The 26,256-nt window shown below is 38.1% G+C and carries 21 protein-coding genes and 4 pseudogenes; 16 read left to right on the top strand and 9 right to left on the bottom strand.

Translation table 11 applies throughout. From position 1 onward, the window contains the following. Positions 1 to 68: 68 nt before the first annotated feature. The gene (locus tag JCM12304_RS13530; RefSeq protein ID WP_060680956.1) at positions 69 to 1,295 is read right to left on the bottom strand and encodes a dicarboxylate/amino acid:cation symporter; all 1,227 of its coding nucleotides are present in this window, start codon (positions 1,293 to 1,295) and stop codon (positions 69 to 71) included. 303 nt (positions 1,296 to 1,598) lie between these two features. On the opposite strand from JCM12304_RS13530, the gene metA reads away from it, so the two are divergent. The 5 genes from metA to JCM12304_RS20115 all read left to right on the top strand — a co-directional run bounded on the left by metA (position 1,599) and on the right by JCM12304_RS20115 (position 4,860). Continuing rightward, positions 1,599 to 2,507: a homoserine O-acetyltransferase MetA gene (gene metA / locus JCM12304_RS13525; protein WP_060680954.1), complete on the top strand. Its 909-nt coding sequence runs from the start codon at positions 1,599 to 1,601 to the stop codon at positions 2,505 to 2,507. A 266-nt stretch (positions 2,508 to 2,773) separates the two neighbouring features. Next, positions 2,774 to 3,091 (top strand): DUF3862 domain-containing protein, encoded by a 318-nt coding sequence (locus JCM12304_RS13520; protein WP_157360464.1) that lies wholly within the window; start codon positions 2,774 to 2,776, stop codon positions 3,089 to 3,091. A 2-nt stretch (positions 3,092 to 3,093) separates the two neighbouring features. Next, positions 3,094 to 3,969 carry an ABC transporter permease subunit gene (locus tag JCM12304_RS13515; RefSeq protein WP_060680950.1) on the top strand — a complete coding sequence of 292 codons (876 nt, stop codon included), beginning with the start codon at positions 3,094 to 3,096 and terminating at the stop codon, positions 3,967 to 3,969. Further along, entirely contained in the window at positions 3,953 to 4,624 is a 672-nt protein-coding gene (locus tag JCM12304_RS13510) for an ABC transporter permease subunit (RefSeq protein ID WP_060680949.1), read from the top strand. Before JCM12304_RS13515 ends, JCM12304_RS13510 begins: the two co-directional genes overlap by 17 nt. Positions 4,625 to 4,674: 50 nt before the next feature. Next, positions 4,675 to 4,860: a hypothetical protein gene (locus JCM12304_RS20115; RefSeq protein WP_060680947.1), complete on the top strand. Its 186-nt coding sequence runs from the start codon at positions 4,675 to 4,677 to the stop codon at positions 4,858 to 4,860. A gap of 123 nt (positions 4,861 to 4,983) precedes the next feature. Here JCM12304_RS20115 and JCM12304_RS13500 read toward each other — a convergent pair whose 3' ends face one another. The 4 genes and pseudogenes from JCM12304_RS13500 to JCM12304_RS13485 form a co-directional block, all read right to left on the bottom strand. Continuing rightward, positions 4,984 to 5,991, bottom strand: a complete 1,008-nt coding sequence (locus tag JCM12304_RS13500) for a FecCD family ABC transporter permease (protein WP_060680946.1) — start codon at positions 5,989 to 5,991, stop codon at positions 4,984 to 4,986. After that, positions 5,988 to 6,994 (bottom strand): annotated as a pseudogene (locus tag JCM12304_RS13495) (FecCD family ABC transporter permease). Before JCM12304_RS13495 ends, JCM12304_RS13500 begins: the two are co-directional and overlap by 4 nt. Before the next feature lie 272 nt (positions 6,995 to 7,266). Continuing rightward, positions 7,267 to 8,196 (bottom strand): iron-hydroxamate ABC transporter substrate-binding protein, encoded by a 930-nt coding sequence (locus JCM12304_RS13490; RefSeq protein ID WP_019377899.1) that lies wholly within the window; start codon positions 8,194 to 8,196, stop codon positions 7,267 to 7,269. Next, a pseudogene (locus JCM12304_RS13485) lies at positions 8,150 to 8,991 on the bottom strand (ABC transporter ATP-binding protein). The gene JCM12304_RS13490 and the pseudogene JCM12304_RS13485 overlap by 47 nt, the downstream one beginning before the upstream one ends. 177 nt (positions 8,992 to 9,168) lie before the next feature. Here JCM12304_RS13485 and JCM12304_RS13480 point away from each other — a divergent pair. Next, a complete protein-coding gene (locus tag JCM12304_RS13480; RefSeq protein ID WP_019377901.1) occupies positions 9,169 to 10,218 on the top strand; it encodes an NAD(P)/FAD-dependent oxidoreductase in 1,050 nt (349 codons plus the stop codon). A gap of 485 nt (positions 10,219 to 10,703) precedes the next feature. Here JCM12304_RS13480 and JCM12304_RS13475 read toward each other — a convergent pair whose 3' ends face one another. Further along, on the bottom strand, positions 10,704 to 12,104 hold the full coding sequence (locus tag JCM12304_RS13475) for a purine-cytosine permease family protein (RefSeq protein WP_019378541.1): 1,401 nt from the start codon (positions 12,102 to 12,104) through the stop codon (positions 10,704 to 10,706). A 328-nt stretch (positions 12,105 to 12,432) separates the two neighbouring features. Further along, the gene (locus tag JCM12304_RS13470) at positions 12,433 to 13,158 is read right to left on the bottom strand and encodes a hypothetical protein (protein WP_060680944.1); all 726 of its coding nucleotides are present in this window, start codon (positions 13,156 to 13,158) and stop codon (positions 12,433 to 12,435) included. 123 nt (positions 13,159 to 13,281) lie between these two features. Here JCM12304_RS13470 and JCM12304_RS13465 point away from each other — a divergent pair, with 123 nt between their 5' ends. The 6 genes and pseudogenes from JCM12304_RS13465 to yhbH all read left to right on the top strand — a co-directional run bounded on the left by JCM12304_RS13465 (position 13,282) and on the right by yhbH (position 20,939). Further along, entirely contained in the window at positions 13,282 to 13,779 is a 498-nt protein-coding gene (locus tag JCM12304_RS13465) for a TspO/MBR family protein (protein ID WP_060680942.1), read from the top strand. A 182-nt stretch (positions 13,780 to 13,961) separates the two neighbouring features. Next, positions 13,962 to 14,591, top strand: coding sequence for a cyclic di-AMP binding protein CbpA (gene cbpA / locus JCM12304_RS13460; RefSeq protein ID WP_060680940.1), 630 nt, complete (start codon positions 13,962 to 13,964; stop codon positions 14,589 to 14,591). A 434-nt stretch (positions 14,592 to 15,025) separates the two neighbouring features. Continuing rightward, entirely contained in the window at positions 15,026 to 15,886 is an 861-nt protein-coding gene (gene mtnN / locus JCM12304_RS13455; protein WP_060680938.1) for a 5'-methylthioadenosine/S-adenosylhomocysteine nucleosidase, read from the top strand. A gap of 278 nt (positions 15,887 to 16,164) precedes the next feature. Beyond that, positions 16,165 to 17,330, top strand: a pseudogene (locus tag JCM12304_RS13450) (TraB/GumN family protein). 291 nt (positions 17,331 to 17,621) lie between these two features. Then, positions 17,622 to 19,516: pseudogene (locus JCM12304_RS13445) on the top strand (PrkA family serine protein kinase). Between the two features lie 259 nt (positions 19,517 to 19,775). After that, on the top strand, positions 19,776 to 20,939 hold the full coding sequence (gene yhbH, locus JCM12304_RS13440) for a sporulation protein YhbH (protein WP_019378562.1): 1,164 nt from the start codon (positions 19,776 to 19,778) through the stop codon (positions 20,937 to 20,939). A gap of 40 nt (positions 20,940 to 20,979) precedes the next feature. Here yhbH and ymzB read toward each other — a convergent pair whose 3' ends face one another. Beyond that, positions 20,980 to 21,333, bottom strand: coding sequence for a protein YmzB (gene ymzB, locus JCM12304_RS13435; RefSeq protein ID WP_060680936.1), 354 nt, complete (start codon positions 21,331 to 21,333; stop codon positions 20,980 to 20,982). A 121-nt stretch (positions 21,334 to 21,454) separates the two neighbouring features. On the opposite strand from ymzB, the gene JCM12304_RS13430 reads away from it, so the two are divergent. From JCM12304_RS13430 to JCM12304_RS13420, 3 genes are all read left to right on the top strand, one after another. Then, complete coding sequence (locus JCM12304_RS13430) at positions 21,455 to 22,867, top strand: SpoVR family protein (protein WP_060680935.1); 1,413 nt, start codon at positions 21,455 to 21,457, stop codon at positions 22,865 to 22,867. Between the two features lie 245 nt (positions 22,868 to 23,112). Continuing rightward, on the top strand, positions 23,113 to 23,883 hold the full coding sequence (locus JCM12304_RS13425; protein ID WP_040956729.1) for a nucleotidyltransferase domain-containing protein: 771 nt from the start codon (positions 23,113 to 23,115) through the stop codon (positions 23,881 to 23,883). Positions 23,884 to 23,898: 15 nt separating this feature from the next. Beyond that, complete coding sequence (locus tag JCM12304_RS13420; protein WP_019376348.1) at positions 23,899 to 24,435, top strand: histidine phosphatase family protein; 537 nt, start codon at positions 23,899 to 23,901, stop codon at positions 24,433 to 24,435. Between the two features lie 82 nt (positions 24,436 to 24,517). Here JCM12304_RS13420 and JCM12304_RS13415 read toward each other — a convergent pair whose 3' ends face one another. Further along, a complete protein-coding gene (locus tag JCM12304_RS13415; protein ID WP_040956727.1) occupies positions 24,518 to 24,946 on the bottom strand; it encodes a GNAT family N-acetyltransferase in 429 nt (142 codons plus the stop codon). A gap of 137 nt (positions 24,947 to 25,083) precedes the next feature. Between JCM12304_RS13415 and JCM12304_RS13410 the strand changes: the two genes are divergently transcribed. Beyond that, positions 25,084 to 26,211, top strand: a complete 1,128-nt coding sequence (locus tag JCM12304_RS13410; RefSeq protein WP_060680933.1) for an MBL fold metallo-hydrolase — start codon at positions 25,084 to 25,086, stop codon at positions 26,209 to 26,211. Positions 26,212 to 26,256: the final 45 nt, after the last annotated feature.

Raw genomic sequence — 26,256 nt, 5'->3', positions numbered from 1 at the left:
TCCTATTATCATTCCTACTATGAATGCACGAGATAAAGTTTTCCACCCCAACGTGCAATAAATCTGATTTACGTTGCTGTTTTTTCTTTTCCGGTATGGTCCACAAATGCAGCGCCTACGATATCACCTAACACATTCGAAGCGGTTCCTCCCATGCCAATGAGTGCATCAACACCAGCAATGAGTGCAACTATCTCCAGAGGAAGACCAAACATACTTAATACGGCAGACAATGTAACAAGCCCTGCTGCTGGCACACCTGCAGTTCCAATAGATAGTAGCGTACCAATTAGAACAATAACGAAGAAATCCGTTGGTGATAAACTGAGATTCGTAATGTTGGCTGCAAATACAAGGGAGATCCCCATGCGTAACGCACCACCATCTGAGTTGAAAACTGCTCCCAAAGGCAGAGCGAAATTAGCCGTGCGCTCTGATATCCCAGCCTTTTTAGCTGCATCAATCGCTACAGGTAAGGAAGCAATACTACTTGATGTGAAAAAAGCTGTCGTGTAAGCTTCTTTCGTGTTCTTGAAGAAAGGAAATACAGGAGTCTTTGAGATTTTAAGGAAACCTGCATAAACGACTACCCAGAGAATGAGAATACCGAGATAAAATACTCCGGCTAACTTGAGAAGGGAAGCTAGCGTACTCCATCCTTGGCTGCCAAAAGCCTGTGCACTTATTGCAAATATACCAATCGGTGCATATAATAGCACACCTTTCAAGATTTTAAAGAATAGCTCATTCAATGCATTGAAAAATGTATCCAACATTTCTCCATAATTACGCATCTTTTCCTCAGTAGAAAATTTCATCGTGGATATTCCCATACCTATAATAATAGCTAAAAATAAAATGGACATAAGATCACCGGCAGTAAACGCCTGAAATATATTCTCTGGGACTATTCCCAGAATCACATCAGATATATGGGGCGTCTCCGGTTTTTCTACATCGGCATTAGGTAAGGTCAGATTCGCGCCTGGTCGGAAAAACAAAGCAAGTGCCAAACCGATAAGTACAGCGGCGGCAGTAGTCATCATATAGTAAGAAATAAGCTTGCCGCCAATTTTGCCCAGCTGCTTAATATTCATTTGATTCACAGCCAGTACAACCGTTAGAAAAATAACAGGTATGGCAATTAAACTTAACAGATGAATTAATAACGTACCAAGCGGACTAATAATAGACGCATCTTTACCAAAAAGAATTCCAACAAGGGCACCAGCAAGAAAACCAATGGCCATTTTTAATACAAAGGAGGAATCCTTATATTTTTTCCATATTCTCATAAGCTTTATCAACGCCTTCTTTTCCAATTTACAATATATTTAGTTTAACAAAAGTTAGAATGATATACTCGTACAACGCTCAACTGGTAGAGGATTATGTGCATCTTCTTATTAACTCCGTTTATCCTATAGAAAAAATGCAAAAAGAAGGTAGCAGAATCCAAAAGAGGGACTGTTACAGCTTTTCAATTTAGAGACTCAGTATAGAAGGCAACAATAAGATATACAATTGGGTTGCTGAAATTACCTTGAAACTTTATAATAAGGTAAATTATCAGAAAACACAAAAAGGAAGAGATACTATTGCCAATTAATATTCCGAAAGAATTGCCTGCCGGCGAAGCATTGAAACAGGAAAAAATATTTGTGATGGATGAAGACAGAGCGAGAACACAGGACATTCGCCCATTAAATATAGTAATTTTGAACCTAATGCCGCAAAAGGAAAAAACAGAGCTTCAGCTATTAAGGTTACTGGGAAATACGCCACTACAAGTAAATATTACATTTTTGCGAATGGCTACACATGAATCTAAAAATGCCAGCAAGTCTCATTTGGATACATTTTATTGTACCTTTGATGAAATTAAAGAGCGGCGCTTTGATGGAATGATTATTACTGGTGCCCCGATTGAGCAGCTTGAATTTGAACAGGTGACATATTGGGAGGAACTCCAAAAGGTACTGGATTGGTCAAAGCAGCATGTGACTTCAGTTTTACATATATGCTGGGGGGCTCAGGCGGCATTATATCATCATTACGGCATTAAAAAAGAAGCTCTATCAAAAAAGTATTTCGGCATATTCACCCACGACATAACAGATCCAACTGAGAAACTTGTTCAGGGCTTTGACGAAGTTGTCCGAGCGCCCCATTCCCGGCATACTACGGTTGCAACCGAAGCCATACGGGAACACCCTGATTTACGTCTACTATCTTCTACAGAGGATGGGGAAGCGTTTATTATTATGTCAGCGGATGGACGCCACATTATGATTACTGGACATTTGGAGTATGATGCAACAACACTTGCTGAGGAATATGAACGTGACTGTAACAAAGGATTAGAAATCGATCTTCCAATAAACTACTATCCAAATAATGATGTCAGTAAAAAGCCGCCTCATACGTGGCGAGCACATACACATTTATTGTTCTCCAATTGGTTAAATTATTATGTTTACCAGCAAACACCTTTTGAATGGAAGTAAATTGAATAAAAAAATTAGAGAGGCTCTTCAATCAGTACCTAACAGGTGAGATGGAGAGCCTTTTAGCATGCATTCTATTATCAACATTTAAAATTATTTGCTCTCTATATAGTTGGTTCTTACTAAATCGGCATTAAATATCATAAAATTCATTTTTTTAAAATAAATTGGTAAATAGTATGATAAAATACAGATAATGTTAATTCATTTACATAGACATACAAAACAAACAAAAAATTAGTGGAGAGGGGAATTCTGTGAAAAAAATGAATTGGTTTTTTATCGTATTAACAGCATTTGTTATTTTTCTGACAAGTTGTGAGGAAGGTGCTGGTCAAAGCCCTGATGGCCCTGTAACCATCCAGCAGTATAATCAACTGGAAAACAGAATGGAATTTGATGATGTGATTGATATGTTGGGCCAACCGGATCTGATTAATTTCAAAGAACATAACGAAGAAGAAGTTGAATATATCGATGAGAACACGATGTACAGCTGGAACGGTGCCGCACCAAATTCCGGGATAACTCTAAGATTCAGAGACGGCAAGCTTTCCAGTAAAGATCAGGTGGGCTTAGAGTAGGTATGTTAATAAATATAGCCAAGCTCTTCAAAGAAATTATTCTTATTCTAGTTGTTATATTGTTAATCAGCTGTACACCCGGTTTATTTCAAACTCAAAGCCTTACTTACTTTTTTAGAAGTTTAGGGTCAGGCATTTATTATTTGTTTCAACCACAGAAGATAATTATTCCGTTAAGTAATGGAGAAGAAGTAACTTTCTTTTCGGCTGTGGCGGACGAGTTATTCAATTCTACAGTCATTATCATAGGCTCCCTCGTTTTATCCATTGTGATAGCAATTTTATTTACGTATCTATTTCACATGTTGACAGCTACTTTAAAAAAAGTAGTATCAGGTGTTTTATTCGTCATTGAAGCAATGCCTGATGTATTAATTGTTTTACTATCCATTCAATTTTTTATTTGGATTTTCAAAACAACAGGGATTTCGTTGGGAATTTACGAATTTGGTGGAGAAACAATATATCTACTGCCCATCCTCGCTTTAAGCTCTATACCAAGTCTTTTTCTATTTAAATATATGGCTGCTGGGATTGATGAAGAAAAGACCAAGGACTATTACTTATTCTCTAAATCAAGAGGTTTCAGGGAAAGCTATATCTTTTTTATTCACCTTTTCAGAAATACACTTTTGACCCTGATTCAATACTCCAAAAATATCTTTCTTTACATGATTTCCAGTCTATTAATATTAGAAATAATCCTTCGTTTAAGCGGAATCATGAGCTTTATTAAAGTATATGGTATTGGAGATTTCCGTATATTGATGTGGGTTCTCGTTCTGTTGTATTTTCCGTTATATTTATTTATAAAATTGGGCGAATTTATTGTAACGAAATGGACGTTTGGTGAGGTAGGTGATGAGGGTGTGGAGTAGTAAAGGAAATCTAAAAATAATTGGGGGAATCAGCTTTGTTGTGTTCCTTGTATTTTTTAGTTTCTTTCCCGACCTGATTGTTTCACATGAAAAGGCGCCAACTCTTATGTTGGACGATTCCGGAAATGTAATTGCCAAGCCACCTTATTCTCCAATGGAATTGCCTCCCTTTGGAACGAATAATATAGGAGAGCCTTTATTATATAACTTATTAGCAGGGGCTAAATATACAATACTATTTGTAACTATTGTCTGCTTGTTTCGCTTTATTATATCTTCAGCACTTGCGCTCATTTATGCGTTTTATATTCATCGATTTAGAAATTTGGTACAACGGGCCGTGGAGATTGCCTATATTATACCACCTGTTATTATTGTCTTTTTTCTGCTTGCACCAATGCTCTTTGTTTTTCAGGAAAATAGTCTTCAATTTATGCTATTGCTTGCCTTAGTACTAATTGCAATTGGTACACCTCCATTAGCCTTGTTAATTGGCGACGAAATAAAAGGAGAGCTCCAAATGGACTATATAAAAATTGCGAGGTTGCAAGGTGTGAGTAATTTTTATATCTTTAAGAAACACATTTGGCGAATCATCAAGCGAGGATTGGGATTTTTTTCATTCAAAATAATATACAGTTACTCTTATTATTAATTCATCTGGGTGTATTAGGCATTTTTATTGGTGGCAGCAGACAAATAAATATGACAGAGGAAACGAGTGTGTTGCTTTCCATTACGAATGAATGGGGCGGTTTGATCGGCTCCTCCTATAAGGAATTTCTGCATCATCCTTGGATTGTCCTGGCACCATTGTTCTCCTTTATGCTGCTCATTCTTTTATTGAAGATCATACTTTCAGGGATTGAAGAGTCGACGAAAATAAAGTAGGAGAAAATACAAGCTTACTACCCAAGCTAGTAAACGAGCAGGTACATTTGATCATGTGCCTGCTCGTTAATGTACGGCTCTTAGTGGGTACGTGTATGCACTAACATTTGCCACAATCTCTCCCTATTTTCTTAGTAATAGATACATGAAATAAGGTGCACCAATTAAGGCCACGATAATTCCAGCAGGGATTCCATTTGGTTCGATTAAATTGCGCCCAATAGTATCTGCAACTAATAAGAACCAACCTCCGATTAAGATAGCTACCGGAATAAAGAGCTGGTTTCGACTCCCTACAAGTGCTTTGGCAATATGTGGTGCAATGAGACCTACAAACGCAATACCCCCAGTTACAGATACAGCGGACGCTGCTAGTGCCACTGCAGCGAGTAAAACAACAATTCTTTCTTTTTCAATCGAAATGCCGAGTCCAATAGCTACGGGTTCATTCAGCCCAAGGATATTTAAACGATTGGCTTTATATAAAACAAAGGGAATAAGAATAATTAGCCAAGGCAGTAATGCAATAATAAATGGCCAATCTGTCCCCCAGATATTTCCCGCCAACCATTTCGCAATGAAGTCTACTTTTTCTCTCTCAGCAGACGAAATAAGTACAACCATAATTCCTGAGAGTGCCATGGAAAATCCAACACCTGTAAGTACGAGCTTCACAGGTTGAATTCCTGTTCTTCTATTGTAGGAGAAGAGGTAAATGAATATAGCAGTAATGAAAGCACCTAAAAACGCTACGAGGGGCAGAACATATACAAACGAGCCACCCTCCGTTGGGAAAAATAGAAAGAAAATAGCAATCGCAACCCCTGCCCCTGAATTAATACCGATAATTCCCGGGTCTGCTAAGTCGTTTCTTGTGACCGTTTGTAAAATGGACCCAGATAGGGCTAATGCCATCCCACCTAATAATGTAATGATTATTTGGGGAAGACGTATCGAAAAAAGCACAAATTCCTCTTTAAATGTTCCATTTCCCAATAATGCAGGAAGTAATCTGTCATATGAGAGGCTCGTTCCACCAATACCCATCCCAATAATAATTGTAATTATAATGAGGAAAATTAATAAAATTAGTATCATGCGTTGTTTTCGCAGCAAGGAAGGATGTATCATAAGAATGCTTTCCCTCCTTTATGTACGATAAATAAAAAGAATGGGAGCCCCATAATGGAAACGATGGCAGCGACTGGAGTTTCGAAAGGCGCGTTGATTGTCCTGCCAAGTGTATCTGCCATAAGCATGAAGCAGCGCCAATTAAAACAGACATAGGTAAAATCAGCCGATAATCGGTTCCAACCAAGGCACGGACGATATGTGGGATCATAAGACCAATAAAGGCCATATTTCCGACAAGTGCTACTGAAGCCCCAGCAAGCAACGTAATGATTATAAATAAAACAGCTTTAATCCACGTTGTTTTCTGCCCAAGCCCAATAGCCACTTCCTCATTTAAGCTGAGAATGGTAAGCTGTCTGGATAACATTAGGGCAATGATGATTCCAACTGTAATAAAAGGAACGATTACCTGAACCTGGCCCCACGATGTGCCAATGACACCACCAGCAGTCCACATTGATACATCTTTGGAAATTTTGAAATAGATGCCTACACCTTCTGCAATCGCGTAAAGAAAGGCAGAGACAGCTGCACCCGCAAGAACAATTCGAAATGGTGAAAATCCGCCTTTTTTTATTGCGCTAATTCCAAACACCATTCCTGCTCCAATAGAAGCACCGATAAAGCAGGCAACCATAATACCGAAATATCCCGTTCCAGGTAAAAAAGCAAGCGTGATTGCTAATGCCATATTCGCACCTGCAGTTAACCCAAGCAGTCCCGGGTCGGCAAGTGGGTTTCTCGTAATTCCTTGCATAATTGCTCCGGAAACGGCTAAAGCAGCACCCACAAACATTGCAGCAACCTCTCGGGGAAGGCGAAGCTCGCGAATAATGGACATACCTTTTTCATTTGAACTTGTAAAAATAGCTTGCCAAACATGAGAAAACTGAACATCTGCAGCCCCAAATGTCATAGCAATGACGAACATACCTATTAAAATAGCAAGCCCAAGTATAAAGCTGAATAGAAAGGGAATTTTTCTGTTCGTTCTTTTCATTATGTATCGCATCTTTCTATGTAAAGTATAGTATGTAAAATAAACAACATAAATTTTTATATTAATGGTACTATTACTAAATGTAACATATGTCCACAATCTAAAGAAGTAAACGATGCAGATGTTATATAGAATGAGAGCTCTTTTAGTTAATGAAAATCCGAACCGATTCAAATTTACATGAATGATAGTTCGGATTTTCTGATTGTGTATAATTAAGGATTTTTTATTACTTTATTTAATCGTATGGACTAGCACACTGTTCTCACGTTTTATTCACCAAGGAAGTTATCTTTGAAGAACTGCAACTGATAATCCAATGAAATAGGGTCATTAAAGTAGAATTCCTTCGCATTTGCTTCAAATACACGATCATTTTTCACAGCAGGGATATTTTGATACGTATCTGTTTCTGTGAAGGCATTGTCCGTGTCAGGATTCTTACTGAAAATCATATAGTCTCCAGCGAACTCAGGTAGCACTTCAAGCGATAAGGCATAAAACCCATCTTTTAATGCCATTTCTTTTACCTTTTCAGGCATTTTCAATTTCATTTCCTGATAAAGAATTTCTGTTCCACGTCCCCAGTTGTCACCAAAAACATAAATCTGCTTATCAAAGTTCTCAATTACAGAGACGGTTGCATCTTCTCCTATTTTATTGCGTATTTCATCGCCGGCCTTTTGTGCTCGTTCTTTAAAGTCGTCAATCCAAGCTTGAGCTTCTTCTTCTTTATTTAACAGTTTTCCTATTTCCAAATGCTGTTCCAAATAGCCGACTTTACCATACGTGTAGGTAACTGTTGGCGCTATTTCTTTTATTTTATCCAAATTCTTCACAGTGGAAAGACCAATGATTAGATCTGGATCCAGTTCAATTATTTTTTCAAGATTTTCTTCTGAAACTTCTTCTACGCCTTCTAATTTATCCTCAAATCGCGGATTCATTTTTGAATAAGAATCTACACCTACTACTGGAACGTCTAAGGCCATAACATTTCCAGCATAAGTGGATAATACGACAACTCGCTCAGGATTGGCAGGCACTTCGACAGGCCCATCTTCTGACTGATACGTAATGGTTTCTTTCTTATCTCCATTGGTTTCTTCCTTCTTATCCGAAGCGGAATCATTATTTGGATCATTACTGCATGCACTAATAAGTACGAGCATTAAAATAAGCAGTGGAATCAACTTTTTCATTTTGTTTTTCTCCTTGTAGTAAGTTATAAGTAAGGCAAATTGGTCTGTTTGTTCGTGGGTCTCTGCCAATTTCGGCATCAATATGAAAAACGTCTCTTAGAACATCTGGCTGCATAATGGTTTCACAGTCTCCGGATTTTACAATTTCTCCATCCTTTAATGCGATAATGTAATCAGCAAAGCGGGCAGCCTGATTGAGGTCGTGAAGTACCATAATAATAGTACGTTCCTCTTCTTTGTTTAGGCGTTGCAATAACTCTAAGACCTCTAACTGATGTGCCATATCAAGGTATGTTGTTGGTTCATCCAAGAAGATAATCTCTGTTTCTTGGGCTAGAGCATAGCAATCCAAACGCGTTGCCGCTGGCCACCGGAAAGGGCATCTACATGGCGATATTTAAAGTCAATTATTCCTGTTACCTCCAACGCCCAATCGATCATTTCTTGGTCTCGGCGAGTCAGTCTCCCAAAACCACTTTGATAAGGAAAACGTCCATATGATACGAGCTCTCCGACGGTTAGACCTCCTGTACTCTCAGGAGACTGAGGGAGAATAGCCATTTTTCTGGCAAGCTGTTTGGTGTTTTCTTTTAAAATATTTTTACCATCAAGAACTACATTTCCGGATGATTGGGAAATGATCCTTGTAATAGCTTTCAAAAGTGTTGATTTACCACAACCATTGGATCCAATAATGGTTGTGATTTGTTTATCAGGAATCTGGATGCTAAGATCTTTAACAATTAACTGCTCTCCATATCCGATATTAAGTGCGTCTGTATACAGGCGGTACATAGCATGACCTCCATAAAAAATGCGTGTTAACGATGATAATGATTCTCATTATTGACAATTTAAATAATATATTTCGTTCTATTGTTTGTCAATATCTATTTGCAAATTCATGAGAATGGGTGTATAGTTAAATGAGAATGATACTCACTTACAATGAGTGGATGAGGAGTGACGCAATTGACTCGCAATGAATTATTTGATGTAACCATCATTGGTGGCGGCCCTGCTGGATTATATTCTGCGTTTTATAGTGGGCTTCGGGAAATGAAAACAAAGATTATTGAATATCAACCCGAGCTTGGTGGAAAGGTTCACGTGTATCCGGAGAAAATGATCTGGGATATTGGAGGACAACCGCCAATTTCAGGAGCAAAATTTATTGATCAGATTGTTGAGCAAGGTTTAACTTTTAATCCGAACGTTGTAGTGAGTGAAAAGGTAGAGAAAATCACAAAGAATGAAGAAGGAATTTTTGAACTACATACTTCTTCAGGTGAAACCCACTATTCAAAAACCGTAATTGTGGCGGTTGGAAGTGGGATACTAAATCCTCAAAAGCTGGAAATTGAAGGCGCTGAAAGGTTTGAAATTTCCAATTTAAATTATACAGTTAAATCATTAAAGAGTTTTAAAGATAAAGTCGTCGTTATTTCCGGTGGTGGAAATTCAGCGATCGATTGGGCCAACGAATTAGAGCCTATTGCCAGTCGTGTATTCATTACGTGCAGAAAAGGAAATTTTGCTTGTCATGAAGCGCAATCCACTCAACTTCAAGAGAGTTCTGTCGTGTGCTTCTTTAATACGCAAATAACAAAGCTTATTGCAGATGAAAACCATGAAAAAATTGAAAAGGTAGAGCTTACCAATCTTGAATCAGGTGTTGTATCTTACTTGCCGATTGATGAAGTGATTGTTAATCATGGCTATGAACGCGATACTTCTCTACTTAGCCAGAGTGATTTACCTATTGAAATAAAGGATGACTATTTTGTTCATGGAAACGAAAATAGTGAGTCATCAGTGCCTGGTCTATATGCTGCAGGTGATATTTTAGCCCATGAAGGTAAATTAAATCTAATTGCTGGTGCATTTCAAGATGCTGCAAATGCAGTGAACAAGGCGAAGCAATATATTGAACCAAAAGCCCAAAATACCGGAATGGTATCTTCCCACAATGAAGTGTTTAAAGCTCGAAATAAAGAGCTTGTTAAAGAAATGATGAAATAGATTAAAAAAGCAATGGGAATGTATAAGCGTTATCTTATACATTCCCATTTTTTACGGATTCAGAGGAAACTCCGAACTAGAGGAAACTTATTTCCCAGTTAATATAAAATAGCTAAATAGCACCGCTACGGAAAAATACTGCGCTTTCCGGGGGCAGCTGATGTCTCCGCATTTTCCCTTCGCTAACGTTAATTTTTCTAAAGCGATTAAAGATAAAAAATATTTTTCTCTGCTATTAAATGCATTTAATTAATAGTAGCATATACCAATTGATTGGAGCGGAAAGCGTCCCCCTGCAGTGGAAATCAATGGGTCCATTCGCTTCCTTAAAATGAAATAAACTACTACAAAGTTACTTCGCATTCTACCTAAACAGCGAATTGTTACAATATCCAAATGTTTTAAGATACTAAAACAAAGCACCGTCTCTTTTCTGCTAAAGAGAGGGTGCTTTGTGCAATTCAATGTCTATACTTTATAAAGCATTACGCGATTCGATCATCGTCATGGATATCTTCAGGCATGGAATGGGTATAGTATTTACCCTTTGTAATAATAGCAATGCCAACCGTCAGTACAGCTGCAAGTATTGCAGAGAAGAATGCTGCCGTACTTTCCAGGAAAGATCCCATGTATCCTAACGCAGCAATGGTTCCTAATCCACTTGCTACAACAAGAGAGAGTACACCTACTGGATTCCACTTGTATAAAAATTCCTGTCTAGCTTCATAAAAGTTCGGACCAATTTTCAATATTTTTTTGACTACCATGGCGTCCGTCACTAAAATTGCTGCCCATGCTAGTAAAAATACACCTTGGAAGGTCATGGCTGTATCAAGATGGTCTACAATTCCACCAAGCATAAGAAGGATAGCGCTGATACCTGAAACAACTACCCAAAATCGTCTGCCGGGTGTGAATTTAAAGATATTTTCAAAGAAATTAGATAAGGACAACGAAGCACTGTACACATTGGTAACATTAATTCGCAGTTGAGTCAGCAAAGTGAACAAGGCGCCTCCCATACCTAATAATAATACGATATACACGCCGGGATTCGGATCACCAAGACGTACACCGAACCAAATTCCTAAACCGCCCATCACGCCAAAACAGAAGATTTGCGGGATAAAACCAATAGCCAGAGATCCTAGCTTCGTATCTTTTGGTTTAAGAAAACGGGCATAGTCAGATGCAAGTAGTGCAGTTAGCCCCATAATTCCATGATGCATTCCTATACACATAAGGAGAGCTTTTCCGCCTACTTCTACACCTTCAGGCATATACGTCCAAAATGCTCCTTCATAGCCAGAGGGCTTATAAAAAGAAACAACGATTGCGGTAATAAGAAATATACCGAAGATTGGTAAAGACCACTTTTGTAATTTATCTAGTTGTTTAATACCAAACCAATTGAGAGGGATAACTAGGGCTCCGAAAAACACGATTAACGCCCATTCGGGTATAACTGGGAAGAAGGTATGAATAGCGGAAACAAGAATAAGACCTTCAAAAGCACAATACATGATAAAATTTGTAGCGTAAATAAACGAGGTCAACGACGCTCCAATGTAACCAAAGCCACCACCTCGTGACAATAAGTTTACATTCATGCCTGATTTAGCAGACAAATAAGCGATAAATGTTCCTAGAATCCCAGCGACAATAATTGCGTACGTAGCGGAAATGATTGCATTCATTGCTCCAAATTGAAGTGCCATCACACTTCCCATTTGAAAATAAAAAATGGCTGTAGCTATACCAAACGCAATGTTTGTTACACTAAACCACCCCATTGTACGTTTGTCTCTTGGGACTTTGTCCAAAGAATAATCGTCTTGAGCATTTGCTTCTACTTCATTTGTATTTATTTTCGCCGATTCCATTAAATCAACTCCTTTTATTAATTTGTCGGCTAGTATCTCTCCCTCTGTGAATAATTTCACAATAATCTTCTTTACTAGAAAGTGGTCCGGTCCTGTTTGACGCGTACTTATCTAGGATAACAGATGCGAGTTAACATAACAACATACACTGCGAGAATGGTAAAACCTTCTCACTTCGATACTTTGATAACAATATAATGTGAAATTGTCTTTAGTAAGTGAAATAGCATTCACAACTTCCAGCTATACTCATTACTTGTAGTTTGGGGTTATTGCGGATATTGCTAAGCAGCATGTTTTTAGTTAAACATACTAATAAACGCAGGATTTAATCTGCCCAATTTTTGATTGTTGATATTAGCTGCTCCTTTTGGTCAACAAATTGCTTTTTACGATGGCCGTTTGCTCCGGATGGGTGTGGAAAACCAGATAGAAGTGTATGCTTGCTATCAAATATTATGGAGTGGATTGTATTCTCAACAGATTTACCTAACGGAATAACCAGAGCTGCTTCACGAATGAGGTTAAGCTCTTCTGGAAATACAGTATATACGTAATGTTTTAACACTTCTGACTGGTCAATCCTGGGCTGGTGTCCTGTATAGTTCTTATCTTTATAAAAAACAGGATATTTAATGATTGAGGTAGTATGTATGATGTCTCGGTTTGTTGAGAAAAGGGTAGAGGCATGATTTATATTTAATGCATCTGCCACCCCGGATTCATCCAACATCTGAATTAAGTTATTACGCATAGTTCCCGAGAAGCTTGCAGCTATTTTTGCTTTTCGCAGAAGGTCCGCCTTACTCAGATACGGGAGATTGCTTATTACACTTTCATAGGCAGTTTTTGTTTGTTGCCACCCAGGGGTAATGCCAACAATTACAATTTTGGCAGCTGTGTTAACATATTCATTGTGTGGAGAGTAATACATCTTTAATTTCTTCTCCTCTTGAAGTAAAAAAGCTTCATTTAGAATATCACTTTTATTAAGAATACGATCACATGGAAGGCTTTTAATTTTTGGTAAAAATTGATTAAATAACTCGCTCATTCTATGCTTCCTCCTTTTTTAAAGACATTCCCTTTGAAGGTCTGTATTTACCTAACTAGTTTAATTGTGTAAAAACAGGGAAAAATATCAACACTATTAGTCAGAAGGAATAGGAGTGTGCATATGGAAGTTTTTAAGGTTAATGGCACGGTGAATAAAAAGCGTCTCGCAATAGGGGTGTTAATACCAGTAGTAGGTGGTGCATTAGTTGGCTACTATGCTAATAAAGATACACAGGCACAATATAAGAAATTAAAAAAGCCTGCTTTCTCTCCACCTCCTCGAGTATTTCCTATAGCATGGACCTCCTTATACAGTATGATGGGCCTTGCCCAATATCGTGCTTATGAAAAAGTGGATACCAGCCAGATCGAAGCAACCGTGATAACTCCTTATTCCATTCAACTGGGGTTGAATTTTTTATGGTCATTTTTATTCTTTAAATGGAATTTACGTGGCGCCGCACTGTTGGAAATTGGCATGATGATGGCGGCCATTGGGTGGAGTGCTACTCAATTTTATAAGGTGGATCGACTTGCAGGAGCATTAATGCTTCCTTATCTGGGATGGGTAGGCTTTGCGTCAACGTTGAACTATTCCATATGGAAATTAAACCGCTAAGTAATGAGGACATATGAAAAGTAACTTCTTTCACAAATTTATGGAGCAATTCATTTTTCTATTACTTTGCCTCTTTGTTCACTGAAATACATGCTATAATAAAACTATAGAATCAAGCATATACATCACAAGATGGACAGAAGCAGTATTCCTAGAAAAAGAAATCTTGGGAGGTCAAAAACATGCTAGTAAAAAATGATTATGTAAACATTCGGGAAGTAGTCTACGCCAAAGAGTCCGATAATGTAGCGCAGGCAAAGGCTACGATTGAAAAATCAGGCTACCGTTGTATTCCTGTGTTAGATGCTTCGGAAACTAAGTTTGTCGGTAATATTTATAAAGTAGATATTTTGGAGTACGAAAATGAAGAACATCCACTGACAGAATCAATTAAAGGGCTGATTCGTGACCAGGAAGGTTTTGTTAAAGAAAACGATCCTTTTTTTAAGGTATTCTCAACTATAAAACGACTTCCTTATTTAGCAATCATTAATGATGCCGAAGAATTTCAAGGAATATTAACTAACGGAAATGTTATTCAAGTACTTGAAAATGCTTGGGGAGCGAATAATGGAAGTTACTCCTTAACTATTGGCACAGTAGAATATTCCGGTGCACTAACAAAGATGCTGCGAATCGTAAATAAATATTGCAACGTGCAAAGTGTTATTTCGTTAAATAACGATTCTAAATATGCTAGAAGAGTTTGTATTGTACTACCTGAAGAAGTGAATAAGGAAACTGTAGATGAGATTGAACAGGATCTTAGAAAGAAAAACTTTATCGTTACAGATATTGAATATCTGTTGTAATAAGACTTTCAGTTCAGCTTCATAGCGGAAAAGTTAAATGAATAAATGAGCGGTAAGAAACGAGGAGGTAACCCAAAGGGACCTCCTCGTTTTTTTTGTTCTCTAAATATGTTGGGGTACTCAATGATTTAAAGGATGGATAAAGTGCGAACTGACGTAGTATAAACCAATCCTTTATATTCTATGAATAGGTACGACGGATACGCTCACATTACTGATGGTTGAATTTTTCCGCGGTGGATTACCTCTCCCTACTGTTGCACTTCGTTGTTATCTCCTACTATTAAGTGCGTTGTATAAGATATGATATATACCACATAATTCCATACGTAAAATATATTGCAAAAGGTTAATTCATATTATACAATGTTAATCACGAACTATTTCAATAATATTTTAATTAATGTTCGGTTTTAACCTAAGGAGGATTTAATATGAAAACTAGTTTAAAGGCATTGGGACTGCTAGCGATTTTGTTAACAGTTGTGGTTATTAGTGGTTGTGGATCTTCGAATGCTGAAGGAGGAAATTCTTCAAGTGAACAAGAGAATGCTACAAAGCCAGTTGCAGTTCAAGGAGCAATGGATGTGGAAGTGTCAGCATTACTTGATGAGATGGAGGATTATAAAACAGAGCAGCAAGGTGGTTATACTTTTTATGTAGGTGAAATTGATGACATACCGGTGGTCGTTTCCAGAACAGAAGTGGGAATGGTCCATGCAGCTGCATCTACAACGCTATTAATAGATGAATATGAGCCCAAGGCGATTATTAATCAAGGTACAGCAGGTGGGCATAATCCGAACATTCATGTGTTCGATACAATCATTGGAACGGAAGTTATGAATATCGGTAGTATAAAGACAGATCATTTGGATGATGAGAAGGGGATGGAACCAGACTCTTGGCATTTTATGAAAACCCAAATGAGAGAAGATGGGGATATAAAAGAAGTAGCTTCATTTAAAAGTGATCCAGAACTAGTGGAAAAAGCATGGAATGTAAAAGAAAAATATGAATATGGTAACGTCGTGAAAGGAAAAATTGGTAGTGCAGATGTATGGAATAGAGAAATAGACCGAATTCAATGGTTTCATGAAAAGGCTGGAACAGATGCCGAAGAAATGGAAGCAGCATCTGTAGCACAAGTAGCTGAAGGCTTTGATATTCCATACCTATCTATACGCACCGTTTCAAATTCAGAGGTTACCAACGATGATATTGAAGATTTGGAAAAGGCCGGTCAGTATGGTGCTGAGTTTGCCATAGAGGTCGTGAAAGAGATAGGAAAATAATACCCCTAGACGAATTATTAGTCGTTTTTCCTTTGGGAGAAGCGACTTTTTTTATATAGAAAGAGAAGAAGTTTTTATAGAGCCGCGGGATTAGCAGGAGGAAAAGATAGACCTTCGTGCAGTAAAGTATATGTTTCTAGTCTGCTGCTTCACATTCTCTTTTTCAGAAACTACTATGCAAGTAGTATAAAATTCTGTAATTTTAACGTATAATTGAAATTAACAAGTGCAGGTACCTCTTCATAATAAAGGTAGATTTACAAAAGGAAGGTTTATATATGGAAGAAGAAAATATAACGCGAATACATATAGACGGAAAAGAATTGATTTTAATTGGTACCGCTCACGTATCAAAAAACAGTGCAACACAGGTGAAGGAAGTTATTGAGCGAGAACAACCGGATGCGGTATGCATTGAACTGGATGAACAGCGTTATCAAACCATCCGTGAAGGAAATCAGTGGAGAGATATGGATATTTTTAAGGTCATTAAAGATAAGAAAGCAACATTACTTTTAATGAACCTTGCCATTTCTTCTTTTCAGAAAAGAATGGCCAAGCAATTTGGGATTAATCCTGGTCAAGAAATGATTCAAGGAATGGAGTCAGCAGAAGAAATAAAAGCAGATCTGGTGCTTGCTGACCGAAACATTCAAACAACTTTTTCACGGATATGGCGTGGCATCGGGCTAAAAGGTAAGGCTATCTTACTAATGCAGGTAATTGGCAGTATTTTTAGTAAAGAGAGTATTACAGAAGAAGAGCTTGAGAAAATGAAGAGCAGGATACTATCAATTCGATTCTGAATGATTTTACGGAAAGCTTTCCGAAATTGAAGAGACCGTTGATTGATGAGCGAGATCAATATTTAGCTCAAAAAATAAAAGAAGCACCAGGGGATAAAGTTGTAGCTGTACTTGGTGCAGCACATGTGCCTGGTATAACTAAAGAGATCCATCGAGATCATGACTTAGATAAGTTAATGGAATTGCCACCCAAATCTAAAATACCTAAACTAATTGGCTGGTCGATTCCGCTAATTATTCTGGCTATCATTGCATATACATTTTATGCTAACCCATCAGCTGGGTGGGAGCAGACGATCCGCTGGGTGTTATGGAATGGATCATTCTCAGCGCTAGGTGCGATTATTGCGCTTGGTCATCCGTTAACGGTAATTACAGCATTCCTTGTTGCACCAATTACGTCTTTGAACCCATTAATTGCAGCAGGTTGGTTTGCCGGGATTGTTCAAGCATATATACGTAAACCACATGTGCGTGATTTTGAAACATTGGCAGAAGACGTTTTCAGTGTAAAAGGGTTTTGGCAAAATAAGGTTACGAGAATTTTACTCATTGTTGTATTAGCTAATTTAGGTAGCTCCCTTGGAACCTTGATTGGTGGGCTGGACGTTATCCGTCTGTTTTTAGATAATATATAGAAGTAGAACAAACACGGGTCATTTTAAATGATCCGTGTTTTCTAATGTCTGGATAAATTTTACCTTGTTTTCTTGGTTAGCATGTTCACAGTGCCTGATGAGTAGCTAACTCAAGTTCTCATAATAAAACTGACTACTATTCGTGTGCGAAGTAAGGGCGACTAAATAGTCCAATACAGGCACTTGCGCTTTTTCTCCTATCCCTCTGGTTCGTGGAAAAACAAACAGGCATGGAAAGATAATAGCCTGCATATGATTTAATAAACCGCGACCTTAATGGAGGGTGTTTATATGAGTATATTAAATAAGATGAAAAGTTATCGAGAAGAAGAAAGAAAGTTGAATTGGGAAGGTACGTTCGCGGATTATTTGGATATTGTCAAGCAAAGACCGGAAGTTGCCCAAACCGCTCACTCCCGTGTTTATAATATGATTAAAAGCTCCGGACTGACAGAAAGAGACGGTAAACGAATGTACACTTTTTTGGGGAAGAAATTTTCGGTCTGGAGGAAGCAATTGAAAAGCTCGTAGAAGAGTATTTTCATCCTGCTGCGAAAAGATTGGATGTACGTAAACGGATCCTCTTACTTATGGGGCCGGTAAGTGGTGGGAAATCTACAATTGTTACAATGCTTAAGAGGGGTCTGGAGCGATATTCCCGGACGGATGAGGGTGCAGTTTATGCAATTAAAGGATGTCCAATGCATGAGGATCCATTGCACCTGATTCCACAACACTTGCGTAAAGACTTTTTTGAGGAATATGGCATTCGTATCGAAGGAAACTTATCGCCGTTGAATACCATGCGTTTGGAAAAAGAATACGGAGGACGTATGGAGGATGTGCAGGTAGAACGAATTTTCTTTTCTGAGGATAAACGTGTAGGGATTGGTACCTTCAGTCCATCTGACCCAAAATCACAGGATATTGCTGATCTGACAGGAAGCATTGATTTTTCCACCATTGCGGAATATGGATCCGAATCAGATCCCCGCGCATATCGATTTGATGGTGAGCTGAATAAAGCGAATCGTGGAATGATGGAATTTCAGGAAATGCTTAAGTGTGATGAGAAATTTCTCTGGCATTTGCTTTCATTAACGCAGGAAGGGAATTTTAAAGCAGGCAGGTTTGCATTGATTTCAGCAGATGAACTTATCGTAGCACACACGAATGAGGCGGAATACCGCTCATTTATTGCAAATCAGAAAAACGAAGCACTCCATTCCAGAATTATTGTTATGCCTATTCCGTATAATCTCCAGGTAAGTCAGGAAGAACGAATCTACGAAAAAATGATTTCGGATAGCGATATGGCACATGTGCACATCGCTCCACATGCTCTTCGGGTTGCTGCCATATTCTCGATCTTAACCAGGCTAGAGGATTCCAAGAAACAGGGCGTCGATATTGTTAAAAAGATGCGGTTGTATGATGGAGAGAATGTTGAAGGCTTTAACCAGCTGGATGTGGAGGAATTGAGAAAGGAGTTCCCTGTGGAAGGGATGAAGGGGATTGATCCACGGTATGTGATTAACCGGATTTCATCCACAATCATTCGTAAAGAAGTACCGTCCATTAATGCATTGGATGTGCTCCGCTCGCTTAAAGAAGGACTGGATCAACATGCTTCCATTTCTGACGATGATAAAGAAACGTATATGAATTATATTTCTATTGCCAGAAGAGAGTATGATGAAATTGCCAAGAAGGAAGTTCAGAAAGCCTTTGTATACTCTTATGAAGAATCTGCAAAAACTTTAATGGATAACTATCTTGATAATGTGGAAGCATTCTGCAATAAAAATAAGTTAAGAGACCCGCTCACAGGGGAAGAAATGAATCCGGATGAGAAGCTGATGCGATCCATTGAGGAGCAGATTGGAATTTCGGAAAATGCCAAACGTGCCTTTAGAGAAGAGATATTAATTCGAATTTCTGCTTACGCCAGAAAGGGTAAACGCTTTGAATACAGTTCCCATGAACGTTTGCGTGAAGCCATTCAAAAGAAGCTGTTTGCTGATTTGAAGGACGTTGTGAAAATCACTACCTCATCCAAAACACCAGATGAGTCCCAGCTCAAGAAGGTTAACGAAGTGATTGCCAGATTAATAGATGAGTATGGCTATAATTCCGTATCAGCAAATGAATTGCTCCGTTATGTTGGAAGTTTACTAAATAGATAGCGATATAGTTGTGCAGGATCAGCAAATAGCTGGTCCTGTTTCATTATCAGTGAATAGAAAGTTTATTTTGCTCTAAGTCCCTTACCCCCGCTGCCTGCTATAACTATTCTTCTAACACTTTCCTTCCAAAATTCCAGTCCACTTTTTTACACCTAAGTTTTCTAAAAAGTGCAATAACTAGAGCCGAGCTGCATAGTATAAAGAAAGCAATCAATTGCTTGGAAGGTAAGTTTTTAACAACTATACAGGAGGAGATAGTATGCAGGAGAAAAAGGAAAATTTCGTCGTCTCCCAGGAAAACTGGTCCCTCCATCGCAAAGGCTATCAGGATCAACAACGTCACATGGATAAGGTGAAGGAAGCCATTAAGAATAACTTGCCGGATTTAGTTAGCGAAGAAAATATTATTATGTCAAATGGCCGTGATGTCATTAAGATTCCTATACGGTCATTGGATGAATATAAAATCAGGTACAATTATGATAAAACAAAGCATGTCGGGCAAGGCGATGGAGATAGTCAAATTGGTGATATTGTTGCCAGAGACGGCAGTAGTCAAGGAGAAGACGGAGCTGGTAAAGGGAAGAAAGCGGGAGATCAGCCTGGCCAGGATTATTATGAAGCAGAGGTTTCTCTAGCTGAATTGGAGGATGCTCTTTTCAGGGAAATGGAGCTACCTAACCTTCAGGAGAAAGACCAAGCTGAAATAATTACAGAAAAAGTAGAATTTAATGATGTGCGTAAAAAGGGACTTATGGGCAATATTGATAAAAAACGTACGATTTTAACAGCAATTAAACGAAATGCAACAGAAGGAAGACCGGGGCTGACCCCAATTTATAATGATGATCTTCGTTTTAAAACGTGGAATGACGTTATCAAACCGGAATCCAAAGCGGTAGTGCTCGCAATGATGGATACAAGCGCATCCATGGGGACATTTGAAAAATATATAGCACGAAGCTTCTTTTTCTGGATGACAAGGTTCCTTCGTTCAAAATATGAATCCGTAGAGATTGCTTTTATCGCCCATCATACGGAAGCAAAGGTTGTAACGGAGGAGGACTTTTTTTCTAAAGGAGAAAGTGGTGGAACCATTTGCTCTTCTGCTTATTATAAAGCTCTGGAGCTTATTGATGAACGATTTAACCCAACAAGCTATAATATTTATCCTTTTCATTTTTCAGATGGAGAAAATATCACATCCGATAATCCAAAATGTATCAAGCTAGTTAATGAAATTATGGATGTATCAAGCATGTTTGGATATGGGGAAGTGAATGGGTATAGCCGAAAATCAACCTTAATGCGAGCATATGAGAATATTAGTGATGAAAAGTTTCGCCATTATATTTTAAAAGAGAAAAATGATGTCTATCATGCATTGAAGAGTTTCTTCCAAAAAGAAACAGCAAACGTATAATTGGAACAAGTGCCATGACGCTAAATGTCTGGCACTTGTTTCATTCACCTGCAAGTTCAATTGTATAAATAGCCCGGTCTGTTACGATTGAAAATCGATCTCCATCAAACTGGTATAGAGAAGTGCCCTCTAAAGGTATCTCATACAATGGAGAAGGCAATGGCTCAAAATGATTGGAGGCATTTTCAATTTCGCCTATGCCGTTTAGGTGCAAGGAATGCATCGGTTCATAATCATCCAGTCTCCGTGTGTCGGTTTCATAGGAAATGCGATCTAAGCGCATTATGATTTCATCATAATCATCCAATTCCTGTTTGGCAATTTTCACCGTTTTACCATTCCATTTATAAAGTAGTTTATTAAATTGCTCAATTGATAAATACTGTTGATGCATTTTCAATCCCTCCTATACTATAAGTTTTCCCTATCCAAAATAATCATACATTTTTCAGGAGGGGTCATGTTTTATTTGCAGAAGCATAAATTATATAAAGTCAGGTTGGGGGGATTCTATTTTGAATGAGACAAAGGAACTCAGTCATGCGATCAGTGAAATAACGGAAATTGCTACTGGATTTGGCCTTGATTTCTATCCAATGCGTTATGAAATTTGTCCTGCAGATATTATTTATACATTTGGTGCATATGGAATGCCAACAAGATTTTCGCATTGGAGTTTTGGGAAGCAATTTCATAAGATGAAGCTTCAATATGATTTAGGTTTAAGTCAAATTTATGAGTTAGTTATCAATTCTAATCCTTGCTATGCGTTTCTTTTGGACACTAATAACTTAATCCAGAATAAATTAATTATTGCCCACGTTCTTGCACATTGTGATTTTTTCAAAAATAATGTGCGTTTTTCCAATACGCGTAGAGATATGGTGGAAAGTATGACTGCTACTGCAGAACGAATTGCAAATTATGAACTTATCCATGGGAAGAAGGAAGTAGAGCGGTTTTTGGATGCCATCCTTGCCATCCAGGAGCATATAGACCCATCTATTGTACGCCCAAATTTACCGTCCTATGATATGGAGGAGGAAGAGTCAGAGGAGAAAGCTGCTAAAACGCCTTATGACGACCTTTGGAAGTTAGATGGGGTAGAAGAAAAAAACAATCGATTACCTGCATTAAGAAAAACCAAAAAGTTCCCGCCTAGACCGGAGAAGGATTTACTGCTGTTTATTCAGGAATATAGCCGGGAGCTGGAAGACTGGCAACGTGATATTTTGACAATGATGCGGGAAGAAATGCTTTATTTCTGGCCACAGCTTGAAACCAAAATTATGAATGAAGGCTGGGCATCGTATTGGCATCAACGGATATTAAGAGAAATGGATCTTTCCTCAGATGAAACGATTGAATTTGCGACGCTAAATGCAGGTGTTGTTCAGCCATCCAAGCAGAGTATTAACCCTTATTATTTAGGTTTGAAAATATTTGAGGACATCGAAGAACGTTACAACAATCCCACAGAGGAAATGAAAATGCTAGGTGTGAAGCAAAATTCGGGAAGAGATAAGATTTTTGAGGTAAGAGAGATGGAATCGGATATATCCTTTATCCGCAATTATTTAACAAAAGAATTAGTGCAACGTGAAGATATGTACCTTTTTGAGAAAAAGGGAAGGAATTATCAAATTACGGATAAGGACTATAAAAATGTGCGGGAACAGCTTGTTTCCATGCGTGTGAATGGTGGGTTTCCTTATATTTGTGTTGAGAATGGGGATTATCTGCGTAATGGCGAATTATACTTGGTACACAGCTATGAAGGAACAGAGCTGGATGTGAAATATTTGGAAAATGTCTTACCATATATTTATCAGCTTTGGGGAAGAACCGTTTATATGGAAACATATGTAGAGGAAAAGAAAGTCGTGTTTTCATGTAATGGCGATAAAATTAACCGAAGACAGGCTTAAAGACGAAACCCGGAAGGTACGCTATGTATCTTCCGGGTTTCATTTATGGAAGGCGAAAAGCTCAGCACTAGAGTGAAGTATTCGGCCGGAGAATAGAGCGGGAATATCCACTGCAACAGCAGAAAATTGGCCGGAGAAGAGAACTATATGAGAGCCCGATTTTTTTCTTTACTACTTGTTTTATTTTTCGGTATAAGTATATAATGGCGTAATATTTATTTATATAAGAAAAGGGGGAAAGGCGTTTGCTTCAAGAAGATGCTGTAGAAAAAATAACGGAGAGTCTAAAAGCAGATCCACTTGTGAAAGCAATTTTCCTTAAAGGGTCGATGGGTAGAGGTGAGCATGACGAGCATTCTGATATTGATCTATACTGCCTGGTTGACCAAAAAGATGAAGCACTGTTTCTGGAAAAGCGACTCATGCACCTTAAGGCATATCAAGATATATTATTTTGGGATGATATTTTTATTATTGCACCACAAATTATTGCTGTATATAATAATCTCCTTCACCTCGACCTCTTTACAGTTACGGAACAATCATTTAAGCAGAAGGATTATTTTACGGTACTATATGACCCGGAAGGCAGATTAGACAAGTATAAAAGCTCACAAAATTTACGATTGTCGGAAGAAGAATTCAAAGATGATGTCATAGATGTTGTGTGGTTTTTGTTTCAATATAAGAAGTCGGCTTCCAGAGGGAATGACCTATGGTCTGTGGCTATGCTGCAGCATGTGATGACACATATGGCAAGGGTATTGCTTCATCATTATTGTCCTGAACGTGCGCAACTGGGACTAAAGACAATAGCATCCTCTGTACCGGAACAGATGGTAAGTAGTATTACAGCTATTTTTGAAAGCCTTACCCCTGAAGCTCATTCACAAGCAGCAAGGCGTATTCAACAGCTTGTTGCTAGCGAAAAGGAGTGGATAATTTCCGCCCTGAATTTGGAAGGGAAAAAGAGAGTACAGGCTTTCATGGAAAAAATGCTTACTATACCATTATAAAGAAGGAGCAAAAACATGAGTAAATTAATCTATGTAGTAAGACATTGTAAGGCAGAGGGGCAAGAACCAGAAGCTCCGCTTACAGAACAAGGCAAGCAGCAGGCAAATCAATTAGCAGCTTTTTTTAATAAACGACCAGACCGTATTATCTCAAGTCCTTTTATAAGAGCCCAACAGTCGGTCGATGCGTTGGCCTCAAAATGGGATATGGAGATAGAAACTGATCCAAGACTTGCTGAACGTGTATTAAGTAAAGAGAATCTTTCAGATTGGTTTGAAAAACTACGAATTACGTTTGAAGATCTGGAACTAACATATCCTGGTGGGGAATCGAGTAATAAAGCAACACAACGCATTGTGTCCGTAATAGAGGAATTAGAAGATGATACGAGTACCATCCTAGCTACACATGGAAATTTGCTATCACTTCTTCTCATGTACATAGATCCGAATTATGGATTTGAAGATTGGAGCAGTCTTACAAATCCAGATGTATTTGAGCTCAATATAGCTAATGGAAAGGCAACTATCCACAGAATTTGGGAAAAGTGACGAAATCAACCTCCGATGAGGCTACCAGTCGGAGGTTTTCTAGGAATTGAAAATTAACGCTAATTGGCAAATTACTTATCTTCTATATTAATTTTTTGAAAACGAAACTTACTCTATCATACGCCATTCTCTCCTCATAAAAGCGATGGGCCTCTGTACGTTGTAAACCGGAGGACAAAGCAACAGCTTGATACTTGTTTTTTTTAGCCCAATTCTCTACAAAGGACAGTAACTTCTCCCCGAAACCATTGGAACGCTTATCCTCTTTTGTAACCAAATCACACACCCAAATGAACCGGCCATAATAAAGGGTGATCATTGGTTTATATCCAATGACAGCAGCTATTTCCCCGTGCTCATAAAGAGCAACAAGGTGGTACATATCTTTTTCTATAGCTTCTTGAACCAGTTCTATATATGAATCGAGATCAAGATGCGAACGAAGCTCATTCATAATCGGAAAAGCCTCTATAATATCTTCCTTTAATTGTAGCTCCTTTATTTTAATCATCTACTCACCCTCCGTTGTAATTCATTTGAACTATTATATCCTATCTCTTCCTTTCTGTCGTTTAAATCTATAACTATAGGGGTACGGGTATACTATAGAGGTTTTATATAAAGAATTTTTAAATGGAGGGATCAGTAATGGCGGAAGTAAAGCCACTGACAACTAAAAGATTAGCTCAAAAAATTCTTAATGGTGAAAAGGTGTTTATCCTTGATATCCGCAAAGAAGAGGATTATTCTGATTGGAAAATTGAAGGAGAAAACGTAAAAAGTATAAATGTTCCTTTTAAACAACTAAAAGATGAAGTAGAAGATATAAAAGAAGAGCTTCCTCACGATCAAACCATATATGTTGTTTGTGCAAGAGGTATATCCTCTCAAGATGGAGTGGAAACCCTTAAAAAAGCGGGTGTTGAAAATATTACCTACTTAGAAGGGGGAATGACAGCATGGAGCGAACATCTTGAACCAGTCAAAGTAGCAAACTTATCTGATGGAGGAGAAATTTATCAGTTTCTACGTATTGGTAAGGGTTGTCTTTCTTATATGATTATTAATAATGGTGAAGCAGCAGTGGTCGATCCTGTTCGAATGACAGATATCTATAAACGTTTCGCAGAAGATAAACAAGCTTCTATTCATAGCGTTCTGGATACCCATCTTCATGCAGATCATATCTCTGGAGGAAAAACGTTAGCAGACAAGGTAAGTGCTGATTATTATTTCCCTGAAAATGAAGAGGAAAATATTGATTTAACCTATAAGGCAACTACAAGTAATACAGAGATAGAGGTAGGTAAATCTGTAACAATTTCAGCGTTTCATTCTCCAGGTCATACACCAGGGAGTACCAGCTTTATCATTAACAATCAATATTTACTGACTGGGGATACGTTGTTTATCGATTCCATCGGTCGTCCGGATCTAGCTGGCAAAGCAGATGAATGGGTAAAAGATCTTTATGAAACGCTGTACGCAAGATATCCAGAATTATCTCAGGATTTAATTGTATTGCCTGGCCACTTTGGTGATATGAAAGAAATTAATAAAGATGGGACAGTTCAAGCCGATCTGAACAACCTTTACAGACAAAATGATCGTTTGCAGGTGGAGAATGAGGATGAATTCCAAAACCTTGTAACAGATCAATTACCTCCCCAACCGAACAGTCATGAAAAGATTAGAGAGGTAAATATGGGTAAAAGAAACCCAGATGATGATGCCCGACAAGAAATGGAAATAGGTCCTAATCGCTGCGCTGTCTAATAAGTTATTAAAGCCCGTGTAATACGCGGGCTTTTTATAATAAAT

Source organism: Virgibacillus halodenitrificans JCM 12304, assembly GCF_001310895.1.
Taxonomy (GTDB): Bacteria; Bacillota; Bacilli; order Bacillales; family Amphibacillaceae; genus Virgibacillus_Q; species Virgibacillus_Q halodenitrificans.
This window is presented reverse-complemented; position numbering and strand designations above follow the sequence as displayed.

Excerpts from the sequence above, each read along its gene's own strand:
- JCM12304_RS13530 (WP_060680956.1), bottom strand. The coding sequence starts at position 1,295 with ATGAGAATATGGAAAAAATATAAGGATTCCTCCTTTGTATTAAAAATG.
- JCM12304_RS13520 (WP_157360464.1), top strand. The coding sequence starts at position 2,774 with ATGAATTGGTTTTTTATCGTATTAACAGCATTTGTTATTTTTCTGACA.
- JCM12304_RS13515 (WP_060680950.1), top strand. The coding sequence starts at position 3,094 with ATGTTAATAAATATAGCCAAGCTCTTCAAAGAAATTATTCTTATTCTA.
- JCM12304_RS13510 (WP_060680949.1), top strand. The coding sequence starts at position 3,953 with ATGAGGGTGTGGAGTAGTAAAGGAAATCTAAAAATAATTGGGGGAATC.
- JCM12304_RS20115 (WP_060680947.1), top strand. The coding sequence starts at position 4,675 with ATGACAGAGGAAACGAGTGTGTTGCTTTCCATTACGAATGAATGGGGC.
- JCM12304_RS13500 (WP_060680946.1), bottom strand. The coding sequence starts at position 5,991 with ATGATACATCCTTCCTTGCTGCGAAAACAACGCATGATACTAATTTTA.
- JCM12304_RS13490 (WP_019377899.1), bottom strand. The coding sequence starts at position 8,196 with ATGAAAAAGTTGATTCCACTGCTTATTTTAATGCTCGTACTTATTAGT.
- JCM12304_RS13475 (WP_019378541.1), bottom strand. The coding sequence starts at position 12,104 with ATGGAATCGGCGAAAATAAATACAAATGAAGTAGAAGCAAATGCTCAA.
- JCM12304_RS13470 (WP_060680944.1), bottom strand. The coding sequence starts at position 13,158 with ATGAGCGAGTTATTTAATCAATTTTTACCAAAAATTAAAAGCCTTCCA.
- JCM12304_RS13465 (WP_060680942.1), top strand. The coding sequence starts at position 13,282 with ATGGAAGTTTTTAAGGTTAATGGCACGGTGAATAAAAAGCGTCTCGCA.
- cbpA (WP_060680940.1), top strand. The coding sequence starts at position 13,962 with ATGCTAGTAAAAAATGATTATGTAAACATTCGGGAAGTAGTCTACGCC.
- mtnN (WP_060680938.1), top strand. The coding sequence starts at position 15,026 with ATGAAAACTAGTTTAAAGGCATTGGGACTGCTAGCGATTTTGTTAACA.
- yhbH (WP_019378562.1), top strand. The coding sequence starts at position 19,776 with ATGCAGGAGAAAAAGGAAAATTTCGTCGTCTCCCAGGAAAACTGGTCC.
- ymzB (WP_060680936.1), bottom strand. The coding sequence starts at position 21,333 with ATGCATCAACAGTATTTATCAATTGAGCAATTTAATAAACTACTTTAT.
- JCM12304_RS13420 (WP_019376348.1), top strand. The coding sequence starts at position 23,899 with ATGAGTAAATTAATCTATGTAGTAAGACATTGTAAGGCAGAGGGGCAA.
- JCM12304_RS13415 (WP_040956727.1), bottom strand. The coding sequence starts at position 24,946 with ATGATTAAAATAAAGGAGCTACAATTAAAGGAAGATATTATAGAGGCT.
- JCM12304_RS13410 (WP_060680933.1), top strand. The coding sequence starts at position 25,084 with ATGGCGGAAGTAAAGCCACTGACAACTAAAAGATTAGCTCAAAAAATT.